Here is a 23300-nt window from a genome sequence, read left to right as displayed (position 1 = left end):
GCCGGAGGTATCTGACATAACAGGCAAGCTTAATAAGGATCGGGCGGCAATGCCGCCCGATAATTGTTTGACTTAGGCTACGTCCGCATCGAACTGGATGCTGTGCAAGCGCTTGTAGAGACCATCCGTCGCGAGCAGCTCGCGACGGCTTCCCTGCTCGACAACCTGACCATTATCCATGACGACGATCTTGTCGGCGCGGTTGATCGTGGAGAGCCGGTGAGCAATGACAATCGATGTCTTGTTAAACGTCAACCGCTCAAGCGCGTCTCGGACAAGCGCTTCGGATTCGGAATCGAGCGCGCTCGTTGCTTCGTCGAGGATCAATATGTCCGCATCTCTCAGCATGGCGCGGGCGATGGCAACACGCTGCCTTTGGCCGCCAGACAGACCAGAGCCGTTTTCGCCAAGCTTGCTGTCATAACCATCGGGCATGCTCATGATGAAATCATGTGCGTTGGCCGCTTTGGCCGCAGCGATGATTTCCTCATCGGTAGCGTTGTCACGACCGACAGAAATGTTGTGCTTCACCGTTCCCGAGAAGAGGAAGGTTTCCTGACCCACGTAAGAAACATGCTCGCGCAGGCTTGCGAAGGACACATCGCGCAAATCCATTCCGTTGATCTCGACCGAACCGCTTTGCGGATCATAAAGACGCATCATGAGGTTGATGATCGTCGACTTGCCGCTGCCGGAAGGCCCGACCAGCGCAGTCATCTTGCCACCCTCGAAGAGGACACTGACGTCCTTCAGAACCGGCTGGTTAGCAACATACTCGAAGCTGACGTTCTTGAGTTCCACATTGCCGCTTGCCTTGGGGAGCGGCTGGGCATCCTTCTTTTCGGCAAGTGTCAACGGAGCGTCCAGAACCTCGAACATCATACGCACGCCGATCATACCGCCCTCGATCTGGACACGCATGCGGGCGAGACGCTTGGCTGGCTCATAGGCGAGAAGCAGGGCAGTAATGAAGGCCATCAGGTCGCCCGGCGAACCACCTTTTTCAAGAACAGTGTAACCGGATACGGCGATGACAGCGGCAATGGCGAGACCGGACAGTGTCTCCATGATCGGGCTGGTCGCCGCTTCAAGCTTCGCAATGCCATTGGCGCGTTGCTCGACATCGGATACCGCCTTGTTCATGCGCTGGCGCATCAGCTTTTCGAGAGAGAATGCCTTGATGACGCGAACGCCGAACGGATGCTGGTTTCCTGCACGACGTTGACGATTTCTCCGAGTGAAGCAAGTTCCGCTTCCATGATTTTGCGAACTCGACGTAGAACGAGACGAACGCTGAATATCGCCAAAGGACCGATAATCATGGAAATCGCACTCAAAAGGAAATTCTGAGCGAACATCACGATAATCAGGCCAAGGAGTGAAAAGAGGTCACGGACGAAAGACGTTACGATCGTGTCTATGACGCTTCGGGCCGCTTGTGCATTGTAGGTGACGCGCACAAGCAATTCGGAGGACGGCAGGTTCTGAAAAAAGGAGACTCCCTGTTTCAATAACCGATCATAGATTTTTCGCTGTTGCTCGGCAACAATGCTGTTGCCCGCTTTGCTGAGGTAGTAGCTCTGTACAAAGGTGGCGAAGCCTTTAACGATGAAAATGGCGGCAACCGCAAACGCAATCTCAAGGACAACGTCGAAACCCTGCTTCAGATAAACACTGTTGACGATATCACGCATGATCCATGCGCTGAGAGAGGTCGTACCTGCTACGATAAGCATTGCAGCAATCGCCGCAGAATACCAGCCAACGTGTTTTTTGAAGTTTTCCTTAAAGAGCCGCGCTAGCAGCTTTTTGTCGTCTGGCGACAAAAATGATCCGATCACTGCAATATCCTTACGAATTCAAGATAAATAACGTTCCGAGATAAGACCTGCTCACCGCCCCATGGCGAAGGTAATTGTCGTGTCACCTAGTCAGCATGTTACTTGTATTCACCTTGTTACATCATCGATAAGTGCTGCAGGGGTACGCGCCAGCCTCTATTCAGGTTGGTCCCGCGGCGGCGCGCTTGCGAGGACTAGAAGCTATATTGTTGAAGCTATATGTGCCCACATTTGTCGCTAGGCAATAGTCTTCCTCATTCTGCCTGTCAATATCGGCGTGCCCCTATCGATGGGGCGGACTGCGGTTATGCGTCTTCAGATGCGGCTGAAGGCAAAGTCGCTTACATTAGCACTCAATGATTAGAACTCATCGATCCATTTCATGTGACTGATGGACACAGTGCTTCACGGCTGGCTCCCGAGCTTTCGCCAAGCATTGCAGCGATGATCGACGATGTCATCGTAGGATTTGAAGACCCGCTTTGAAAGCCAGTTCCGGGGCATAGACTGCCAGAAGTTTTCGGCCGGTTTCAGCTCCGGGGACTTTAGCGGCAACGGCACAATGGTGATTTTGCCGGGGACGACGAGATTGTTGCACATGTGCCAGCCCGCCTGGTCGATAATAAGGATGGCGTGAGCATCGTCAGCGACATGACGAGAGTCATCGCCTAGATGTCGCACCACGGCATGATGACTTTGGGGCTGCCATTGTGGCGCACGATCAAGCAGACAAATGCACGACCCGACGAATATGGACGTACGTATGCGATTACCGGCCTTACGGCGGCGCCGCGGCGCCGGCAGCCATATACTATGCGTCGAGCGACCGCCGCGGCGAGCATCCGCAGAAGCACTGGCCGCGGGTATCGCGGCATTCTGCAGAGTGATTGTTACAATGGTTTCGAGCCGCTCAGTGTCGCCGGAAAGAAAGCGGTACCGATCACCTTCGTCTTTTTTTCATGCGCACGCGCGGCGCAAATTCTTTGCACTGGCCGGCATCCAGAAAAGCGCCCGCGACCGCAAACGCAAAGGTAAGCCAATCTCGCCGCTCGTCTTGGAGGCCGTCCAACGGTACGACGCGCTGTTTGAGATCGAGCGCGACATCAATGGATTGAGCGCCGCAGAACGGTTGGCCGCACGGCAGGAAAAGAGCAAGCCGCTGTTCGACGACAAGCACGCGTGGCTGAAACGGGAGCGCGCTACGCTCAGCAAATCGTCCGAGGTGATCGAGCCCATCGATTATACGGTCCCTCAATGATCAGAACCCATTAGCCCATTCTCTTCGGCCGTTGGACATGATGCGCCATGGCTTGCTTTCGAGTCTCCGCCAAGCGTCGCAGCAATAGTCGACGGTGTCTTCGTATGATTTGAGGACCTGGTTTGAGAGCCAGTTTTCGCGCAAGAATAGCCAGAGATTTTCACCCGGGTTAAGCTCCGGCGACTTCGGCGGTAGCGGTAAGATGGTGATGTTGTCGGGCACAACGAGATGGTTGGAAATTGTGCTAGCCCGCTTGATCCATGTTGAGTATGGCGTGCGCGTCCTCGGCAACGACGCGGGAGATTTCGGCCAGGTGCTGGGGCATGGCGTGGGTGTCGGACCGAGGCATGACGAGTGCTGCCGCCTTTCCGAGCATCGTGCAGATCGCACCGAAGATGTAGGGTGACCTTGTTCGCTGATCGTGTGGCGCTGAAGGCCGTCTTCCACGTTTTGCCCAGCGGCGCGTGATCTTGTTCTTCTGCCCGATACGAGCTTCATCTTTGAACCCGCGCGACAAAATTAGTGAAAAGAGCAGGATCCAGATTATCTTTGCCGCAGAAGATAAGACCGCTAAGCTGGTCTGCATCGAGGTATTTTTCAGGATGCATCAAAACATCATCAGTTTGCGTGAGGCAATCGGGAATCGTAGAAGATTTACGCTCTGCGAAATAGGAAAATGTCGAGCTCCAATAGTTACCCCGTGCGATAAACTGCCCGCTCTCTGTAGTGGCGTTTTTTTATCGATTTCCCAACTGCGATGTCGCGATCATAGCTGCTGGATTGTTGAGATATGGTCGGGTAGTATTTTATTCCGAAATAGACGTCGTTTGACGCCAAGATAAAAAGAAGAAATCCCGTGACTGCTTTAGGAGCGTAATTGTGGAACGTTCCAAGTGCCAAGGCTGCCGCAAATAGAAGTAAAGCAAGGTTGGCCGTCGGATAGTAGGTATGAATTATATGCAGATTGGGGAACATAAAAACGGCAGGAAACCAAGGGCAAGCGCCATGCAAAATAACGTCGACGGCACCGAGATTTCCGACGAACATCCGCAGCAGAATGACTTCATCGTAGATCGTAGGTGCAAAATCTCTGAGCCAGCGTGGCCCCAGTTCCAGGAGTTCAGACGAGCGGATGTCAGATACTCGCCGAGTATGTTCAGCGATTTCTGATCGGCGGTAAATTTTACCCACACGTAAGCGACTATGACGGGAATCAAGAAGCCGAAAACCGGAACAGCAAGTACTTTGAATTTGAAGAGCGATTTAAATCGTTCCGCCTGACGCAGGGTTACATAAGCATAGATCAACGCCGCAACGATCATCACGGGCAATGCCGTCGTTGACTTGTGCAGCAAAGCGAGCGTTGCACACAAAGCAGAAATGCGTTGCAACGGATGCTAAAACCCCTCGCGCATGCCGAGTGAAAAATAGTATAGAAACGCGGTGATGAAGAAAAGCGCCGTTGTTTCGATCATGAAAGACCGACTCCAGTACAAATATATGGGGTATGGGAATATTAAGACCGGAAATATATAGAACGTCTCGCGCTTAATCTTAAATATTTTAAATATTCCGGCGACAGGCGAGAGGCCTGCTAACAAAGGTCTGCTGGCGCATTCCCAATTCTGCAAATGAGCGGATAGCAATGGGATGGTTATTTTCGTATAGGCTGTAGCGACGCGACGTGAGAGAGCAAGGGCATTATGAGTTTAAACAATTCATCAGAGAGACAGAGTTCCACAACTGGCGAGGCCCGGTCCGCTTTACCCATTGTCGTTGATTTGGATGGAACGCTTCTTTTATCGGATACGCTTTATGAGGCCGCAGCACTCTCTTTGTTCCGAAAGCCTTTCGCATTGCTGTCGGCGCTGCCAACCCTTTCACGTGGCCGCCATGTCCTTAAAGCTTCCATCGCAAAACACTTGGATCTCACTTCGCTTGTTTTGCCCTTCAGGGAAGATCTGGTGAATTGGCTGCGCTTGAAAGCAGGTGAGGGGCACACTCTGCATTTGTGTTCTGCTGCGGACCAGTCGATCGTTGATGTTGTTGCAGCGAAGATTGGAATATTTGATTCCGCAGTTGGATCCAGCCAGAGCAACCTGAAAGGCCCTGCTAAAGCGAACTATCTGGCCTCGCGTTTTCCAGGAGGGTTCATCTATGTCGGCGATAGCAATGCGGATTTGTCGGTTTGGGATACAGCAGATGCGATAGTTTTGGCTGGTGCGAGTAGCGGCGTTGCTGCAAAGGCCAAGAAGCTGAACAAGCCCGTGATTGCCGAGTTTTCCACCCCGCCTCTCGGTGTAAAAGAGTTCTTGAAGGCAATTCGTGTCCATCACTGGACAAAAAACGTTTTGATTTTTGTTCCGCTAATTCTCGCTCACCAATGGTCAAACGCATTTTTGATTGTCGAAACGCTTCTCGCATTTGTGTGTCTGCTGGCGGTGACATCTGGTACGTATCTTTTGAACGATATTGCCGATCTGCCCGCAGATCGGCAGCATTGGTCGAAACGCAGCCGAGCTATGGCGAGCGGCCGCTTGTCGATCAGATCGGGATTCGTGCTTGCAGTAGCACTTATTTTAGCGGGCTTTCTTGCGGCAGGTCTGCTTTCGTTGCAATTCGCTTCGGTGCTTTTGGGTTACTTTGTTGTCACAGGCGCCTATTCACTTGGGCTTAAGCGTATTCCTCTCCTCGATACGCTGATAATCGGCCTCCTCTTTACATCACGTGTGGTGATGGGCGCTGTTCTGTTAGAGCATTCGCGTCCGGCTTGGCTTCTGACATTTGCTGTTTTCTTTTTCTTTTCCCTCGCTGTTGCGAAACGCCATACCGAGATTGTTCGTGCGTCCACCAGCGGTGGCGCGAGCCTTAAGAGCAGAGGTTATGAGGTAGGGGATGCGCCGCTCACACTTTCGCTCGGCGTGAGTGCGGCGATGGCGTCGCTTGTCGTTCTGGTTATTTTTATCCTGATGGAAATGCTGGCGGGCAATGACTATGCGCGTCCAGAATTTCTATCCGCCATTCCTGTCCTGTTGTCGGTATGGCTAGGCCGTATTTGGATATTGGCTCACAGGGGAAGGATGAACGATGACCCCGTCAGTTTCGCCATCAGGGACAATGTAAGTATCGGTCTCGGCGCGGCCATTGCGATCGTTTTTATGGTGGCGTTATGAGCCGTTTTGCGTCCGCTCTTGGAGTTAGTTCGTGGGGCGGCGTGCTCAAGGCCCGGCATATGCTGTCGCGTCCGACCTGGCGAGACGAATTGCCGTCATTGATGAATGAGGCTCTTAAACTGGATATTCCCTTGTTAGCGTGTGGTCTGCGCCGTTCCTATGGCGATAGCGGACTAAACCCTAACGGAGGGTTGATCGACATGACTTCCCTTGACAGGGTAATTCACTTCGATCCTGAAACAAGGCTCCTGCGTGCAGAGGCAGGTTTGTCCATCGACACCATCCTCAGGATCATTGTTCATCAAGGGTATTTTATACCTGTCACCCCCGGCACCCGTTTTGTAACGATTGCCGGCGCTATCGCAAACGACGTGCATGGTAAAAACCATCACAGAACCGGCACTATAGGCCGTTGGGTAAGGCGCATCGGCTTGTTGCGATCCGATGGCGAAGAAATCGAGTTGGCTGCGGACGACGCGACCGGGCTGTTCGCCGCGACCGTCGGCGGATTAGGGCTGACAGGGCTTATAACATGGGTCGAGTTGGAGGTAATACCCATCCAGAGCGCTGTCATCGACGTTGAAAACATTCCATTTGGTAATACAAAAGAGTTTTTTCACCTTGCTGAGGAGAGCGAGGCAGATTTCGAATATAGCGTCTCTTGGATTGACTGCCTCTCTGGCGGAGACAGGCTGGGGCGGGGAATATTTACGCGTGGAAATCACGCAAAACTCGGTTCCCGTCTGCTGGACAGCGGCAATACCGCGCTCACCATGCCCGTTAGCTTGCCGGCTGCAGCCATGAACAGCTATTCTATTCGTGCCTTCAATGCCGCTTACTTCTACCGGGGCCGCAAGAAAAGCGGGAAAAGCAGGACGGGTATTTATCCTTTCTTTTATCCGCTGGACTCGATCGGCCGATGGAACCGCATGTATGGCAGGAGGGGCATGTATCAATACCAATCCGTTGTCCCTCCATCTGTGCAGGAAGACGCGACGAATGAGATGTTGAAAACGATTGCCGCGAGTGGACAGGGCTCGTTTCTTGCTGTCCTTAAGACATTCGGTTCAATCCAGTCGCCCGGACTTCTATCGTTCCCGCGCGAGGGGACAACTCTGGCGTTGGATTTTCCGAATCGGGGAGAGACGACGCTGAAGTTGATGGATCGGCTGGATGCTATCGTGATGGAGGCTAAAGGACGCCTCTATCCCGCCAAGGACGGCAGGATGCCGGCCAGGATATTCCAAGACGGTTATCCGGATTGGCATCTCTTCTCAAAACATATCGATCCGGGATTTCGTTCAGGTTTTTGGACGCGGGTGACTCAGGGTTAAAGGAAAAACAATTGCGAATTATTCTCTTGGGAGCTACGTCCTCCATCGCTATGGCGACTGCGCGGATTTATGCCGCTGAAGGAGCATCCATTCTGCTTGTCGGTCGCGATATGGGCCGTTTGGAACAAACTTCGGCCGATCTGAGGAGCCGCGGTGCAGGGCGCGTTGAGATTGCTACCTGCGACCTCGCGACGCCAAGTGACGCAGCTGCTCAGCTGCAGGGTTTCGCCGGCCAGATCGGTGGTGTCGATCATATTATCCTGGCCTACGGTATTCTGGGTGATCAGCATGAGGCGGAGCGGGACACAGAACGCGCTGAAGAGATTTTGAGGGTCAATTTCAATTCTGCCGCCGCCTGGTGCCTGGCGTCGGCAGATTTGCTTGAGCGACAGGCGAGGGGCGCCCTGGTGGTTATCGGATCGGTTGCGGGGGATCGCGGGCGTCGGGCTAACTATATCTATGGTGCGGCTAAATCCGGATTGGCGGTACTCGTGCAAGGTATTGCACATCGTTTTGCAAACAAGGGGCCACGGGCTGTTCTGGTAAAACCCGGTCCGACAATAACGCCGATGACAGATGGCATGAATAGGACCGGCCTTCTTTGGGCGAAGCCCGAGCAGATTGCGGCGGTGGTTCATGCCAGCGCGCTACGCGGCGGGCCGGTCGCCTATGCGCCTGGGTTCTGGCGTTACATCATGCTGGTTATCCGAAATATCCCCAATCGCATCTTCAATCGGATGGAGATATAATGAAGAAAATCCTCATAACGGGCGCTGCGGGCCTGGTGGGCCAAAATATCATTGCGCGCCTCAAGGGTGTCGACGGGCTTGAGATCATCGGCATCGACAAACATCCTAGCAACACAGCGTTGCTGCGCCGGCTGAACCCTGAAATTGAAGTCCTAGAAGCTGATCTGGCCGTGCCTGGAGAATGGCAAAATGCGTTCCGGGGCGTGGACGCCGTTCTGCTTAATCAAGCACAGATCGGTGGTCTGGACGAACACGAATTCATCGAAAACAATGTCACCGCGACAGAGAATATCGTAGCGGCGATGCGTATGCATAAAACACCTTATTTTGTGCATATCTCGTCTTCGGTGGTAAACTCAAAAGCTGATGACTTCTACACGCGATCAAAAACGGCTCAGGAACAGTTGATCGATACTGTGACGGATATCCCGCATGTGATTTTGCGTCCGACGCTGATGTTCGGCTGGTTCGATCGTAAGCATCTGGGATGGCTTCGCCGGTTCATGGATCGCACGCCCGCCTTTCCGATTCCCGGCGACGGCAAGTTCATCAGGCAGCCTTTGTATGTCGGAGATTTTGCTGCGATCATCATCTCTTCCATGGAGAAGATGCCGACCGGGACCTACGATATTTCGGGGCTGGAGCAGGTTTATTATGGCGACCTGATAAATCTGATCCACAGCACCGTAAAGCCCAAGGCCCGGATCATAAACATCCCCTACACGGTATTTTGGTGGCTTCTTTTCGTCTACGGAAAGGTGAGCGCCAAGCCCCCTTTCACAACCAGCCAACTCGAGGCGCTCGTGATACCCGAAACATTTCCGGTGATCGATTGGCCGACCGTCTTTGGGGTGGAGGCTACTCCGTTGCGCAAGGCAATCAGTGAGACCTATTTGCACCCGACATACAGCAAGATTGTACTGGATTTTTAGGAGACAATACCAATGAGCCGCATTGTGGTGATCGGGGCGGGGGCCATGGGGCTTGCCGCGGCACATCGTGCCGTAAGTTTGGGCCACGAGGTCGATTTGATCGAGAGCGACGCGGTAGCCGGCGGAATGGCCGCCCATTTTGATTTTGGCGGACTGTCGATTGAACGATTTTATCACTTCGTCTGTAAGTCCGACGAGCCGACATTTGCACTGATGCGAGAGCTCGGCATCGCCGACCGCATGAAGTGGCGCGGAACGTCGATGGGATACTTCATGAAAGGCCGGATTCATCCTTGGGGTGATCCAATCTCCCTGTTGCGGTTCCCGCATCTGAGCCTGATCGCGAAATTCCGTACGGGACTTCAAATGTTCCTGACGACGAAAGCACGCAATTTTTCGAAGATTGAACATAAAACCGCGCGGCAGTGGCTTGAACAGGGGTCCGGCAAAGAAGTGTATGGCACACTTTGGAAGCGTTTGATGGAATTGAAGTTCTACGAACTTGCAGACGATATTTCCGCCTCCTGGATCGCAACGCGCGTGCGTCGTATAGGCAACTCCCGGCGCTCGATATTTCAGGAGGAACTTGGCTATATTGACGGTGGAAGCCAGGTTCTGGTGGATGCGCTTGTTGACGCCTATACGAAAAAAGGTGGACGCCTGCATCTCGGCGAGGCCGCTGAACGCGTCGAGTGCCAGGACGGCAAAGTGACGGGCGTGCGAACGAAAGAGCGGTTCTTCCCGGCAGATGCGGTTATTTCAACTCTGCCGACACCTTTGGTTTCCCGCTTGGTGCCTGATCTGCCTGACGCTTCGAAAAAGAAGTACGATGATATCCGCAATATCGGTGTCGTGTGCCTTCTCTTCAAATTGAAGAAGTCCATCAGCCGTCATTTCTGGATCAACATCGTCGACGACGCCATTGAAATACCCGGACTTATCGAATTTTCCAATCTTCGCCCTGTGAACGATACAGTCGTTTATGTGCCTTATTACATGCCGACGACGAACCACAAATGGAGCTGGAGCGATCAGCAGTTCATCGATGAAGCTCTGGGATACATCAAAAAAGTAAATCCTGACGTCCGCGACAGCGACGTTATTGAAGCGAAAGTCGGGCGCCTCGCTTATGCGCAGCCGGTCTGCGAGCCAAATTTCTATGAGAAATTGCCGCTTGTACAGACGCCCATTTCCGGGCTGCAGATCGCGGACACGTCCTATTATTATCCAGAGGATCGGGGGATTGCGGAAAGTGTCCGGCTGGGCAGATCGATGGCTGAAGCTGCGTCGAAATGAAGCCGATTTCTGAAGTGATCTCATCGCCTTTCATTCGTTTCGTCTTATCAGGCGGCATAGCTGCCGGTGTTAACGTTCTATCCCGGGCAGCATTGTCCACAATCACCAGCTACTCTGTTGCCATCGTGATCGCGTATCTGATCGGGATGACGACGGCTTATGGCCTCATGAAGCTATTCGTTTTCGAGGAGTCGGGTCGCAGACCTGAGGCGGAATACCTGCGCTTTGGCTTGGTGAATGTGGTTGCGTTGGCGCAGGTCTGGGTCGTAAGTGTCGGATTGGCCAGATGGTTCTTCCCGCTCGTAGGGTTTAATTTTCACCCGGAGGCCGTGGCGCATGTGATCGGTGTCTTGAGTCCGGTCGCGACCAGTTACTTCCTGCATAAGTACTTTACGTTCTCGTCTAGCTAAATTTGGTAGAGCTAAATCTACTAGTAGCGCAAATTTTGCATCGTGCTTCATAGGTGGCGAACCGTGCAGAGATTATAAGATGCAAGAAGGCCGTGAGTTTCGATACCCGCCCTGCCGTCGCCTACGCTTTTGTCACGCAACGCCTTATGTAGTAACGCGGCGGCTGAAGCGGTCTTTTTAGTCCGACTGGAGGCGGAATTCGTCGTCTCGTCCATGTTCTAATACCCGAATTACGGAGAATCGTTGTGACACGCGTGTTAGGTCCTCAGCGGCAGAGAATATCGATTTATCTAGACTGGCTTTGGGGCGTGTTTTTGTCTGTTACAGCCTGTGCCGTCTTCGTCCCGTTTTGGCCTAACTTGCCGGAAACTGGACTCGATCCATCATGGGCAATAGCAATGGACACGGCAGCAGGAAGCCGAATGGTTTTCGGTCGAGACATCATATTCACATTCGGCCCTTATGCCTCGGTTTTCACGCGGCTTTCCTATCCACCCACATATCTTTTGACGTGCTTTGCTGCGATGTGCCTATCGTTATCGTGGTCCGTAGCAATACTCACAACATTCAGGCATTCATCTTGGTGGCTCCGCGTAGTTGCAATATTGATTATTGCAGGGCTCATCAACTCGACTGATGCGCTGCTTTTTTCCTACCCAATGGCAGTAACATTTGCCGTTTACAGCACGATTTGCGACCGCGAGGGCGACGGAACTTCTTTGAAACGGTTCGCAGTGCTCTTGGGAGTTATGTTTATCCCGTTTGGCTTGATGCCTCTGATCAAAGGCTCGATGCTGATCGCCTGCGTGGCTATTGCCGTAAACTGTGCGCTCATGCTCTCGATTGCGGGTTACGCCCGGTTGGTACCAATAATCTTCATCGCCGGCGGAGCCGCGACACCCATTTTCTGGTTATGTTCTGGACAAGCACTTCCGAACCTACCCGGGTATTTTTCGTCGATGATTCCAATCATCGATGGTTATTCTTCTGCCATGTCAATATCAGGCGACCCAGTTCAATTACAAGCCTACATCGGCAGTATGACTGTCATTGTATTGCTAGCCTACTACTCTGGACGGGGAAGACCTCTGGTCGCATTCCTTTTCGCAGCGGCAATAGCTGGGATGGCATTGCTCGTCTTTAAAGCTGCTTTCGTTCGTCACGATGGGCACGCCATCATTGGCGGAGGCTTCATAGTGTTCGTTGGTTTAATGGTTGCTACGAGATTTAGGGGCGTCGCAGGAGCTCTACCACTTACATTGGCTGCATTTAGTTGGAGCGTCGTCGATATAGCTTATGTGCATAGCACCCCGACCTCTATCATTCTCCGGGTCGCTAATAAGTTCCAAGAGGCAGGGCAAGGCGTCTCGGACCTCATTATGGCGACCGAAAAACGCAAAGAAATGTATGATGAGCGTATGTCTCAGCTCAGGAACGAGGCGAACATTCCCACCCTAGCCGGTACCACAGACATCTACTCGTACGATCAGTGGGCGCTCTTGGTCTCGGGGAACGCATGGAGTCCAAGGCCAATATTGCAAAGTTATTCTGCCTACACATCTAGCCTGGCGGACCTGAACCGGGAACACTTGCTTAATCAAACTCGTCCAGATAACATACTTTTCTCACTGCAGACGATTGACGCCCGTTTTCCGTCGCTAGACGATGGCCCCAGTTGGCCAACTATAATTACCAACTATGCACCGATAGGAAGAACTTCGTCGCGTCTAATTCTCAGGCGGAAGTTCGAGCATACTGCGACCCCCGCCTCAATGACGGCTATATCACAAGCCACTTATGGTTTTGAGACAGAGATTCCGGTCCCCGAGTTTGAGGGGGCAATCTATTTAACTTTGGACATCCGACCTACGAATCTCGGTAGATTGCAAAATACATTATTCAAAAGTCCACAGATCGAAATAATTGCCAAACTTGTTGATGGCGACGAGCGCCATTACCGAATTGTACCTGAGATGGCGCGTTCCGGATTTGTGATTTCGCCCTTGATCGAAACCACAGAGGATTTCCTGATGCTTTATGGTTATTCGAGCTTTCTTGACCAACAGCGGGTGAAATCTTTTTCACTGCGGTCGATCGGTGGTAGAATATCTTGGAACCACCAAGTCGGGGTGACTTTCCAAGGGCTCCATCTTCCCGACGACGCGAAACTCGCTCCCCCTGCCGGCGTGAGTCAGCCGTTTCAATTAACTGGAAGTAGTCGCACAATTGATGGCGTAGAATGCTCGGGTTGGATCGATGCTATTAACCATTTGGATCCGCGACGTGAAAAGTTAAGCTCTGACGCCCCGTTCAGTGCGAAGGGCTGGTTCGCGATCTCAACTGAAGAGGGCGTGGTACCAGAGGAAGCCCTCATCGCTCTAACAGATAGGCAAGGGCGCAGAAGTTTTCTGGCGACGAAAAGAACTCTGCGATCCGATGTCGCGACCCATTTTAAGCAACCACAACTCATTCAATCCGGTTTCGACGTGCGGGCTGACTTACGAGAACTTGAAGGAGAATACGATTTGCGTATGGCTTACCGGTTGGCGGGCCAAGTGTTCATTTGTGGGGGGGCTGGGTTCAACCTCAACGTCAAAAGTAAGAAATAGCGTTGGCCTATTGATATAATATTACCATTGATCATAAGTTGGCCGCCCGCCAGGGGGTATCGGGTTTCATGCGTTTCGTTGAGGGGAGTGAACTATGCCATGCAGATTCAATACAGGATATAGGTAGATGACTACGTCAGGTGGGTAGAGTGGCAACCACATGGGATAATTTCGGGAGCCGCACCCCTTCGGGCATGATTTGGAAGGTCGCTGGTTCCAAATAAGGTGAGGTATGGGCTCTCGAATGGCCGCCGGGCCCAGCGTCGAAGGAGAACAGCCATAAAAGAGTATATCTGCCTCGATCTATCTATGAAAGAGACGGTAATTGCGATCCGTCGGGATTGCGTGCGTGTTTGGCGTTTGGCGCGGGAAATGCGCATCAGAACCTCACGTCATTGCCGAACTAGTCCGTAAACGGGTACCGATGGTGAAACGGGTGGTGTTTGAAACAGCGGCGCTCTTTGGTGTGGTTCTATCATGTGGTTCGAGCCGAGGGTCTTCATGTCATCTGCATTGATGCGTTACACGCTAAAGCGGCTCTCGACATGGCGACGAACAAAACGGACGCGAACGACACCGATGGGCTGGCCAATCTCGCGGAAGTGGGATTCTTTCGCGAGGTCCGTGTGGAGGGTTTCGGCAGCATGTTTGCGAGCACGCTTGTCGCGGCCGGCACCGGGATGGTCCATATGACCACCGAACTCTCCAATCAGATTATTGATGAACCTCGAGAGAGCCATCAGGTAGCCTCGTATCGAGCGCTTGCTGGCACCCATTTCAGGACAACAGATCTTAAAATGGGTCTTTGGGGTGATCAGCAAAAACAGCTCACCGGACTCGCGGTCTTCTCGTGGCAATTCGAGGCTCATACTATTGCTCAAGAAAACCCTAGTAGTTATACGTGGTGGAGATGTCGTAGAAATCTAGTAAGTATATGATATCTATAATAAAGCGTGGGGATGAAATAGTTTTGGCGATTAAGTTCAGTGGTGAACCGGTTTGTGACGTTTTCCTCGATTTCACGGAAACGGCATTTGATGAAATTAGCCCTCATATTGAGGCGCTTGTAGTCGCAGAAGGGTTGTCCGCGGGTGAGCAACTTGTCACCGTGACCTGTCCGATGGGGGCTGTTGTCGAGCTTCAGGCTGAGTTTCCACATTTTTCTGTTCACGGACATCCATCGAAAGCACTGTGCGCAGCGCTAACAGCGGCAAGTCTTCGGCGTCGACCCCTCGCCCTGGTTCAAGGCGGCTGGAGTTTGCGGAACCAGACGTTACGAAGTCTGGTTGAGGAACTCAACCACGACCCGATGATCGCTAGCGTCCAGCCACGTTTCGTTTCCGTTGGCGGAGACTTACTTCTGCCATTCCTGTCAGGTGCATCAATTCAGATGCCAGTGGCGGCGGCTAGCTATCTTCCCGAGCATTATATCACCGGGGAATATTTATCGCCGCTCATCGTGTTGGCGCCGAATGCGGTGGTGGGGGCGCCGCTGCCAAAAAGCGAGAGCATGCTTCACGCTTATGCGGAACTCCTTTCAGGGCTGCGTCGCCGCGGGTATCGTAACCTGCTTTGCAACCGCATAACGGCGCCTTGGGACGGTCTGGGGGCGCCATGCGGCAGAGTCTTGCCCCCATTGGCGCACGAAGACGACGAATTGTTACGTTCGATCATTCTTGAGCAGCCAGAGTTAAAACTGGAGCGTATTTTATCGCAGGCCTTCACGGTTCAGGGCCAGCCGAAGATTCTTATCGACGCCCGTGGCTTGCCATCGTTTGTTAACGGCACCGCTGTGTGCGTGCTCGGTTTTCTCTCAGGATTACATGCAATCGCTCAAGGCTGGTTGCACATTACCGTCGTGGCAGGTGGGAAGGAAGCGGTTGCCCATCGCCTAACTGAGCGGTATCCTGCATTCGAAATTCATCACGACACGCCTAAAGGGCATTTCGTGGCCATGACGCTTCTAAATCAACCATGGGCCATGAGTACCATTCGGGAAATGCATGAACGTTCGGCGATCATCAGCGCGAACATCCTCGATACCATCCTTTGGGACATCATGTTTATCTCCAACCCAGGTCTGCGAAAGGCTTGGTCTATCCTCGGACAATGTGCGGATATTCTGTTCTTCAATACGGCCTACAGTCGAGATCGCTACTGTTTCCGGTTTCGACCCAAACCGCAGATGCCATGCGTTGTGACGCATCACAGCATGGTAACAGAAGAGATCACTCATGATCCTGGCGAAACCCGTATTGTTGCCGAACGCTATATCCTTATCATGGGCAACAACTATGACCATAAAGAAGTGCGAAATACGCTACGACTTCTTTCGGATGCCTTCCCCTATTTGAACTTCGTCAGCATCGGTGCCGACGACCCGAATCTTGCGAGCGTTCATGCTTATGCCAGCGGGGATCTTTCCAACGAGACGATCGCCAACCTTTACACTCATGCAGAGGCTGTGGTCTTCCCGTCGCATTACGAGGGCTTCGGGCTCCCAGTCGCCGAGGCGCTTGCCTACGGAAAATACGTGCTCGTCCGGGATATGCCACTATGGGACGAAATCAAGTCCATCAGCGCGCGGCCTGATGCGGTTCTAAGCTTCCAGACCGATAGTGATGTCGTGAGACTGTTGGGGCCCATTGTGAGCGGCAATTTGACGGGTCCGGTTGAGTTGCCCTCAACTTCGCTCAGCAGTCAACCCAATTGGGCGGATTGCGCTCGCACCATGTTGGACGCGCTGGAGGCTGCTATGGCGAGCTTCAATGGTCAGCATTGGCTGATCCGTGACGACATACTGTCGCAAAGTTAAGTGCCAGTCGGCGAATTTGTGGAACTCAACCAATGGCGGAAACGATGTTTAACGATGATTCTACCGAAACGATCCAGGGCCGTCACGGTACGATCAGTTTCTTTTCAACTGATCCGGTCATTGGAAACGCGCTGCGTCGGTACGGCGAATGGGCAGAGAACGAGCTTCAATTTTTTGCCAAATTCGTTCCTGAGGGCGGCACAGTTCTCGACATTGGGGGGTTCATCGGAACCCATGCATTGGCATTTGCCCGAATGGTTGGACCAAGTGGTACTGTGCACAGCTTCGAGCCTCAGCCGCTTTCGTTTGATTTGCTGTCTTCAAACGTCATGGCGAACTCTCTGAGCCAAGTCGTATTACACAGGGCGGCTGTTGGCGACGAGGTGGGCGAACTGGCAATCGAGCCGATGGCTGTTGGATCCGAGACAAATTTCGGGGGTTTGACCGTTGGCGGCAAGGAAGCCGGCGCTGATCAAGTAGCGGTCAAGACAATTGATACGCTAGGCCTACAAGGTTGCGATTTCATCAAGTGCGATGTGGAAGGTATGGAGAATTTGGTGCTTCTTGGCGGCGCCTCTACCATTAAAGCTTTCAGACCAGTAATCTATAGCGAAGCTAATTCCTTGGATAGTGCCGTCAAAACGGCAGAGACGCTGCGTCGGCTCGGATACTCCGTCTATGGGCATGTGGTGGATGCATTCAATCCGAATAACCTTTTCTCAGTTACCGACAATATCTTCGGCTATGCGCGCGAGTTCGGATTGATCGCTGTTGCCCAAGGACAGGAGTGTCGTCTCGAGTCTCTCAGCAGCCCCTATTGGGAACTCTATCCCATCGACACTGTCGACGACCTTGCCTATGCGATGATGCAAAAACATCAGTATTTCGACGAAGTACTTCGTTCGGGTCGAGCGGCGTCTGTTGGGGGACGAGTCATTTCGGGACCAGACTATAACGCGATCGAAAAAGAGCTGGCGGAAATTCGGCGTCAGGCCGAGGACATGCATGGCCAACTGCTGAGAGAACGCGACGAACTCGCACGTAGTCGAGCAAGGGCGGACGTGCTTGATGACAAAAACAGGATTCTGGCAGAGGATTTGCTTGTGGTGCGTCGTAGTGACGCAGAGCTTCAGCAGCAGCTGCATGCCAGCCAGACTAAGGCCGCACAGCTGGAAACGCAGTTGCAGCGTATTTTTAAGTCAAAAATTTTCCGGCTTTTCAAGCGCTTCATCGAGAAAGAGATGAGGTTTCGAGAAAGACGCAGAAAGCGGCGTGAGAAAAACAAACTGCGCGTGGAAGATATTCAGTCTTTGGATACAATGTCGAAAGGCGCGCCAATCGCGCCGGCTGCAAGGCCAGGCGATCACCTTTCGGTCAAAGCGATCGGTCGCGGCCTCACGTCAACCGTGGCGCGCAGCGCCGTACCGGTCATGCTGTATGTGACACATGTCTCCCCATCGGAGCCGCGGGCGGGCAACGAATATCGTATTGCCCGTGTCCTTAAATTCATCAAAGGCATGGGAATTGAGCCTATCCTTCTCCTGGTACCCCTTCCAGGCCAGGAGCCAAACACTGATCTCCTCGAAAAGCTCTGCGCGGAATTCGAAAACGTTATCCTTGTAGATCGAGCCGGTTCGCTCAAGTGCCAGCTTTCTCTAAGCGACGCGTCCGAGGTGTTGCGAGGGCTGGATGGCAGAGCAATTAGCGATTACTCGGACAAGCTTGAAGAACGTCACAGCGCGTCCCGTCTCTTGCCTATCGTACGCACTTTCTCGCCTGATCTGCTGATCGATGTCTTGACAGAGCTGGAACGCGGCCTTTCTCCATTCTGTGTAATGGTCAACTACGGCTTTATGACCCGCAGCTTTCCGTTGCTCAGTAATAAAACGTTCAAGGTGGTTGACACGCACGACGTCTTTTCGACCAAGGCGCGAAAGGTTACGCGCTTTGGGATCGAGGATGCACTGACTTTAACAGCGTCTGAAGAGGCGACGCTATTGCGGTCGGCTGATTTGCTGGTGGCCATACAGCCCGACGAAGCCCGTGAGCTTGAAGAACTGGGAAGTGACGTTGATATCATTACGGTGGGTGTCGATATGCCCGTACCTCCGGTAGCGTCGAGGCCGGTTTTGGCCCCACGGCTTCTGATGGTCGCGTCATCAAACGATATGAACTGCAAAGGTCTACGCGATTTCATCCGTTTTGCTTGGCCACTCATTCGAGAGGCAGTGCCTGAGGCGGAGCTTGATGTCGTGGGATCGGTGGGGCGCGAACTCACCGGCCACGAACCAGGGGTACGCGCGCTTGGTTTCGTTGAAAATCTTGCGGCGGTCTATTTGGAGAGCCGCGTTGTGATAAATCCGGCGGTCGCCGGAACTGGGCTGAAGATAAAGACTCTGGAGGCGTTGGGGCATCTTCGGCCCATTGTCCTTTGGCCTTCTGGTCTAGACGGCCTGCATCCAGATCTCGCGCGATACTGCGTGTGCGTCAACGATTGGTATCAGTATTCTCAGGCGGTGATTACATTGCTGCAAGACCCAGCGTCGGCGCATGGACTGTCAGCCGCCCGGGGGGAAATCACTCATCTGCTGTCTGAAGATTTTACCTATGCCGAACTCAAGCAGGTGCTTGAAGTGCAGATCGCAAAAAAAGGGTCCGAGTAAGGCGATGAAAATCCTCAGCCTATTCCTTCGCCATGGTACGGAGAAATACACGGACGCCAGCGCGACGCTGTCTGAATACTATTTGCGCCGCCTGCCTAGCGAAACCATTACCCGGGTGATCATCGATAGTGCCAATCCGGTTGACACGGAGTCAGTACTAGATGATGGCACGCTGGTGATCGGGGGCGATAACAGCTTCTGGGAGTTTTCAGCTTGGGACACGGGGCTAGCCAGGTTTGCTTCTACCCTGGCCAGGTATGACTACGTGCATTTTGTAACGTCGGCCTATCTTCAGCTTTATACCGCCTACATCGACCGGATTGATAGCTCGATGCTGCAAGCGCTCCAGGGGAAGGATATCGCGCTGGGACACATTGACGCCTATAATGAGGCGGTCGAATTCCTGGGTGTGACCAGTCAAGCGTGGATCCGCTCATCGTTCTTGTTCGTTCCGCCTTTCGCCCTTCGACGGTTGGGGCCAATCACAAGCTTGGCTGACCGCGCAGTATGGTTCTCGGGTGATACTGCAAATCCATTCGCCAAGGACGCAGCGATTGGCCCTGACATGCGCCGGAATATTATAAACTGGCTGACCGGCGACGGGACGGGCCAAGGGACGACATGGCATTCACGCTTTGTCCTTACGCAAGAAACGCTTCCATTCTTTGAGGCAAAAACGTTGGCGATCCTCAACGAGCACGCGCTTTCATTGCGGTTGCTGGCACAGGGCACATCGATGGTGGATCCTACCTGGATGTCAGCACTGCTTCAGCAGAAGCCACTAGTGGATGCGAGAGCTCTCATCGATTGGCGGCGGCAGCTTGCTCAACGTGTGCCGTATCTTTGAAGGCGAATTAAACGAAGCACGGCGGTGAAGACAACGCCGCCGACAACGCAAGGGATATTGCGGAATGGGCGTGTCGCGCCCCCGCACACCAGATAGGATGTAACTTAATAATCGCGACTTGCCGCTGCAAATTCAACCATTTCCTTTGTCCATTTTAGTGCCTTAGGATCTGGTCGACCACCAGGCAGCTTATACCTCGGGGACTTCCGTCAGCTGCTCTTGCATCTCGCTGTCGTTGAAGTTGTCTAGTCCCGCGGCTCGACTCTGCAGGGGGAATACGTTATCGGCACTTGGAAGCCGATGGATTATAGCTATGTTGAGGAAATGATGATCGAGGAAACCAGAGGCGCAGTGCGATCCAAATTTCCCGATGTGAAACCAAGCGTCGAAGAGGAATATTCGAAGCGGTATCAGCTGGCGAGAAATTTAGTCGTAGGTAAAGCCGTTCTTGAAATCGCAAGCGGTAGGGGTGTCGGCACGGCATTTCTCGCAAGAACGGCCGAGTCCGTCACTAGTTTGGATATTTCCGGCGACGGTGTTCGTGACGCGCACTCAACGTATCAAACTGGAAATATTTCCTTCAAAAGCGCGTCGCCTGAGGAAATTCCGTTGCCATCGGCATCGGTCGATGTCGTCGTTTTGTTTGATAGGCTGGAAAGTATCGAATCCTATGATCGATTCTTGCAGGAGATCAAGCGAGTTCTGCGCGTTGATGGATTATTGATCATCTCGACGCCAGAAAACTCCCTCGGCGTTGGAACAGGTCCCGATCATGCGGTTGGACTTTTAAACCCGGATTTCAACGAACTCCTGCGAGAATATTTTGCCCACATATCGACGCATCGCGAGAAGATAAATGAGGGTTCGATCAGTCTATCCGATCAGGGGGCCACTCAACATTCTGAAACAGACGCCAACAGGGTCTTAGCGACACCGGTTGACGAGACGCCAGTATTCATGATCAGCATCGCATCAGATCGCGCCCTCGACGATGTACGGATGCGCGACGCCACCTCCAACGGTTTGGAAGCGAGCGAGCCTAGTCTTGAGAGCGTGCAATTTGAACATGCTCATTGGGCTGAACTCCTGATGAAGGATATCGGTGACATATCGGGGAAAGTTGATGCGCTTCAGCGTAACAACTGGATGAGCCAGGCTTCGTTGACGAAAATTTTGAAGCGCCTGATCTTTGCTCGGTTGTTATACGCATTATCCCGCGTGGGCGCGTTCAGTACCCGAAGACGCAAACGCTTCTTGAAGTCCGCAGAAAAGCGCGATCCCATGTTGCTGTCCCGTAAAGTCGATCAGTTCTGTCTAGACTATTACCAGATGATCAGCTCCAACAAGATCATCGCAGCCAGCCGCACCAGTGTTTTTGCCCAAACTGGATTGAGAGTGACGGCGATCGTGCCAAACTTCAACCACGCGCGTTATCTTCCTCAGCGGCTGGATAGCATTTTGTCACAGACATATCCGCTCGTTGATATTCTGGTTCTAGACGATTGCTCCAGTGACGATAGTCGCTCCGTAATTGACTCCTATGTAAAGCGTTTTCCTGGGCGGATCAGTGCGGTCTACAACACTGAAAACTCAGGAAATGTGTTTCGTCAGTGGCAGAAAGGTCATTCGCTTGCGAAGGGTGATTTGGTCTGGATTTGCGAAAGCGACGATTATTGTGAGCCGACTTTCATCGAAAGAATGATCAATGCTTTCCGCGACCCGAGCGTGATGATGGCTTTCGGGCGGATCCAGTTTACGAATGGTCAGGGCGAATATTTCGCCGGGCTTGATCAGTACCGAGAAGATAGTGAGCCTGGGATCTGGGATGCCCGCCTGACCCGGCCAGCCGCCGAATGGTTTCGCCGTGGCTTTGGTGTCAAGAATGTTATTGCCAATGTTGGAGGAAGCCTGTGGCGGCGGTTTGAGATTTCGGACAAGGTCTGGGAAGAGGCACGAAACTACAAAATCATGGGCGACTGGTACCTCTATTCGGTGATCGCGGGCGGAGGACAAATTGCTTATGAGCCAAGTGCCGTCAGCTTTTTCCGTATCCACGAGAGCAATACCTCTGGAAGCAGCGCGCAATCAAAACCAGAATATTACAAAGAATATGCGCAGCTGATGACTGCGTTGAAGAAGAGGTGGGATTTACCTGATGGCACCCTTCAACGATTTATCGAAGTCTGTCGTAGCGTCTCGAGGGGCGCCGGAGTGCAGGCAGAGCTCTTTGAAAAACTTGTCAATTACCGAGCTCTTAGTAATATACCGCGCGAACATATCCACGTCCTAATCGGTATTCTCGGTTTTTCTTTCGGTGGCGGAGAGATATTCCCCGTTCACCTTGCGAACGCGCTCCGTCGACAAGGCATAATGGTTTCCATTCTTCAGATACACGACGCGGACGACCACAAGGATGTCAGGTCCATGCTTGATCCCGGCATACCCGTTTATTTGGCAAATGCGGTTCGCGACATGGGGATAGACAATTTTATCAGGAATGCGGGGATTTCCGTCGTTCATTCCCACGTTGCCAACGTGGAGGGCTTTTTGCTCGACCGAACCCGTACTTCTGTTCCCTTCATCTCCACACTGCATGGCTCTTACGAGGCAATGGGGATTCCAACGAGAAGGATAGCCCGATGGAGCAAAAAAATTGACAAATTTGCCTATACGGCGGACCGAAACCTGAGGCCGTTTGATGATCTAAAGGTCGACGAGAGAAAATTTTTGAAAGTCAAAAACGCCATGCCAGTCGATTACGTGGCGTTTCCACAAACTCGCACGCAGTTGGGTATCACGGATGATGCCGTTGTGTTCTCGCTTGTTGCGCGCGGAGCTGAAGGCAAAGGCTGGGTGGAGGCCGTCAGGGCGTATCGTCTATTGCGTGAACGGAGACCTGATGTCCCGATGGCGATGCTTATGGTGGGCGAAGGGCCGGCCACCGACGAGGCCAAGCGCCTCGCGACATCGGATAAGACGATACATTTCCTTGGTTTTGTAAAAGAGATTTATGGTCTCTATCGTATTAGTGACGTGGCGCTGATCCCGACGCGCTTTCCAGGCGAATCATACCCCCTTTGCTTGATCCAGGCCCTTCAAGTTGGTGTTCCTTGCGTCTCCACCGATGTCGGTGAGATCAAAGCAATGTCGCAAATCGATGGCCAGCAGGCGGGAATAATCATCACTAATGATAGTGACAACGACCGATTTGTCACCGCGCTGAGTAAAGCCATGGAGAACATCCTGGAGAAGGATGTCCGTGACGGCTTTAAAGAGAAAGCGAAGGTCCTAGGGGCAACGTATGATGTCGATGTATTAGCTGGTGAATATATCGATCATTATCGCTCGGTGCTTTCAACAAAATAATTTTCAT

13 protein-coding genes and 4 pseudogenes are annotated in these 23300 nt (G+C 52.7%); 13 read left to right on the top strand and 4 right to left on the bottom strand.

The window, feature by feature from the left end; translation table 11 throughout:
- Positions 1–72 precede the first annotated feature (72 nt).
- Positions 73–1841, bottom strand: a pseudogene (locus tag QE432_RS01305) (ABC transporter ATP-binding protein).
- 405 nt (positions 1842–2246) lie between these two features.
- Positions 2247–2522 (bottom strand): transposase, encoded by a 276-nt coding sequence (locus QE432_RS26605; RefSeq protein ID WP_373465118.1) that lies wholly within the window; start codon positions 2520–2522, stop codon positions 2247–2249.
- 47 nt (positions 2523–2569) lie between these two features.
- Between QE432_RS26605 and QE432_RS01300 the strand changes: the two are divergent.
- Positions 2570–3084 (top strand): annotated as a pseudogene (locus QE432_RS01300) (IS66 family transposase); the annotation flags it as partial.
- Positions 3085–3099: 15 nt separating this feature from the next.
- On the opposite strand, the pseudogene QE432_RS01295 reads toward QE432_RS01300, so the two are convergent.
- Both QE432_RS01295 and QE432_RS01290 read right to left on the bottom strand, forming a co-directional pair.
- Positions 3100–3598: pseudogene (locus tag QE432_RS01295) on the bottom strand (IS630 family transposase); the annotation flags it as partial.
- 194 nt (positions 3599–3792) lie between these two features.
- Complete coding sequence (locus QE432_RS01290; RefSeq protein WP_306623129.1) at positions 3793–4290, bottom strand: hypothetical protein; 498 nt, start codon at positions 4288–4290, stop codon at positions 3793–3795.
- Positions 4291–4802: 512 nt separating this feature from the next.
- On the opposite strand from QE432_RS01290, the gene QE432_RS01285 reads away from it, so the two are divergent.
- From QE432_RS01285 to QE432_RS01230, 12 genes and pseudogenes are all read left to right on the top strand, one after another.
- Positions 4803–6272, top strand: coding sequence for a UbiA family prenyltransferase (locus tag QE432_RS01285; protein ID WP_111801948.1), 1470 nt, complete (start codon positions 4803–4805; stop codon positions 6270–6272).
- Complete coding sequence (locus tag QE432_RS01280; RefSeq protein WP_306623124.1) at positions 6269–7606, top strand: FAD-binding oxidoreductase; 1338 nt, start codon at positions 6269–6271, stop codon at positions 7604–7606. The genes QE432_RS01285 and QE432_RS01280 overlap by 4 nt, the downstream gene beginning before the upstream one ends.
- Positions 7534–8355: an SDR family NAD(P)-dependent oxidoreductase gene (locus QE432_RS01275; RefSeq protein ID WP_306623121.1), complete on the top strand. Its 822-nt coding sequence runs from the start codon at positions 7534–7536 to the stop codon at positions 8353–8355. The genes QE432_RS01280 and QE432_RS01275 overlap by 73 nt, the downstream gene beginning before the upstream one ends.
- On the top strand, positions 8355–9287 hold the full coding sequence (locus QE432_RS01270) for an NAD-dependent epimerase/dehydratase family protein (protein ID WP_111801945.1): 933 nt from the start codon (positions 8355–8357) through the stop codon (positions 9285–9287). The genes QE432_RS01275 and QE432_RS01270 overlap by 1 nt, the downstream gene beginning before the upstream one ends.
- 12 nt (positions 9288–9299) lie before the next feature.
- On the top strand, positions 9300–10583 hold the full coding sequence (locus tag QE432_RS01265; RefSeq protein WP_111788506.1) for an NAD(P)/FAD-dependent oxidoreductase: 1284 nt from the start codon (positions 9300–9302) through the stop codon (positions 10581–10583).
- A complete protein-coding gene (locus tag QE432_RS01260; protein WP_111788505.1) occupies positions 10580–10993 on the top strand; it encodes a GtrA family protein in 414 nt (137 codons plus the stop codon). Before QE432_RS01265 ends, QE432_RS01260 begins: the two co-directional genes overlap by 4 nt.
- Before the next feature lie 398 nt (positions 10994–11391).
- The gene (locus QE432_RS01255) at positions 11392–13602 is read left to right on the top strand and encodes a hypothetical protein (RefSeq protein WP_162633678.1); all 2211 of its coding nucleotides are present in this window, start codon (positions 11392–11394) and stop codon (positions 13600–13602) included.
- A 279-nt stretch (positions 13603–13881) separates the two neighbouring features.
- Positions 13882–14318: pseudogene (locus QE432_RS01250) on the top strand (IS110 family transposase); the annotation flags it as partial.
- Positions 14319–14572: 254 nt separating this feature from the next.
- Positions 14573–16417 (top strand): glycosyltransferase, encoded by a 1845-nt coding sequence (locus QE432_RS01245; protein ID WP_162633680.1) that lies wholly within the window; start codon positions 14573–14575, stop codon positions 16415–16417.
- A gap of 32 nt (positions 16418–16449) precedes the next feature.
- Positions 16450–19080 carry an FkbM family methyltransferase gene (locus QE432_RS01240; RefSeq protein WP_111801942.1) on the top strand — a complete coding sequence of 877 codons (2631 nt, stop codon included), beginning with the start codon at positions 16450–16452 and terminating at the stop codon, positions 19078–19080.
- Positions 19081–19084: 4 nt separating this feature from the next.
- Positions 19085–19927: a hypothetical protein gene (locus tag QE432_RS01235; protein WP_111801941.1), complete on the top strand. Its 843-nt coding sequence runs from the start codon at positions 19085–19087 to the stop codon at positions 19925–19927.
- A 300-nt stretch (positions 19928–20227) separates the two neighbouring features.
- A complete protein-coding gene (locus tag QE432_RS01230) occupies positions 20228–23293 on the top strand; it encodes a glycosyltransferase (RefSeq protein ID WP_306623107.1) in 3066 nt (1021 codons plus the stop codon).
- Positions 23294–23300 lie beyond the last annotated feature (7 nt).

Source organism: Agrobacterium sp. SORGH_AS_0745 (genome assembly GCF_030818995.1).
Taxonomy (GTDB): domain Bacteria; phylum Pseudomonadota; class Alphaproteobacteria; order Rhizobiales; family Rhizobiaceae; genus Agrobacterium; species Agrobacterium tumefaciens.
This window is presented reverse-complemented; position numbering and strand designations above follow the sequence as displayed.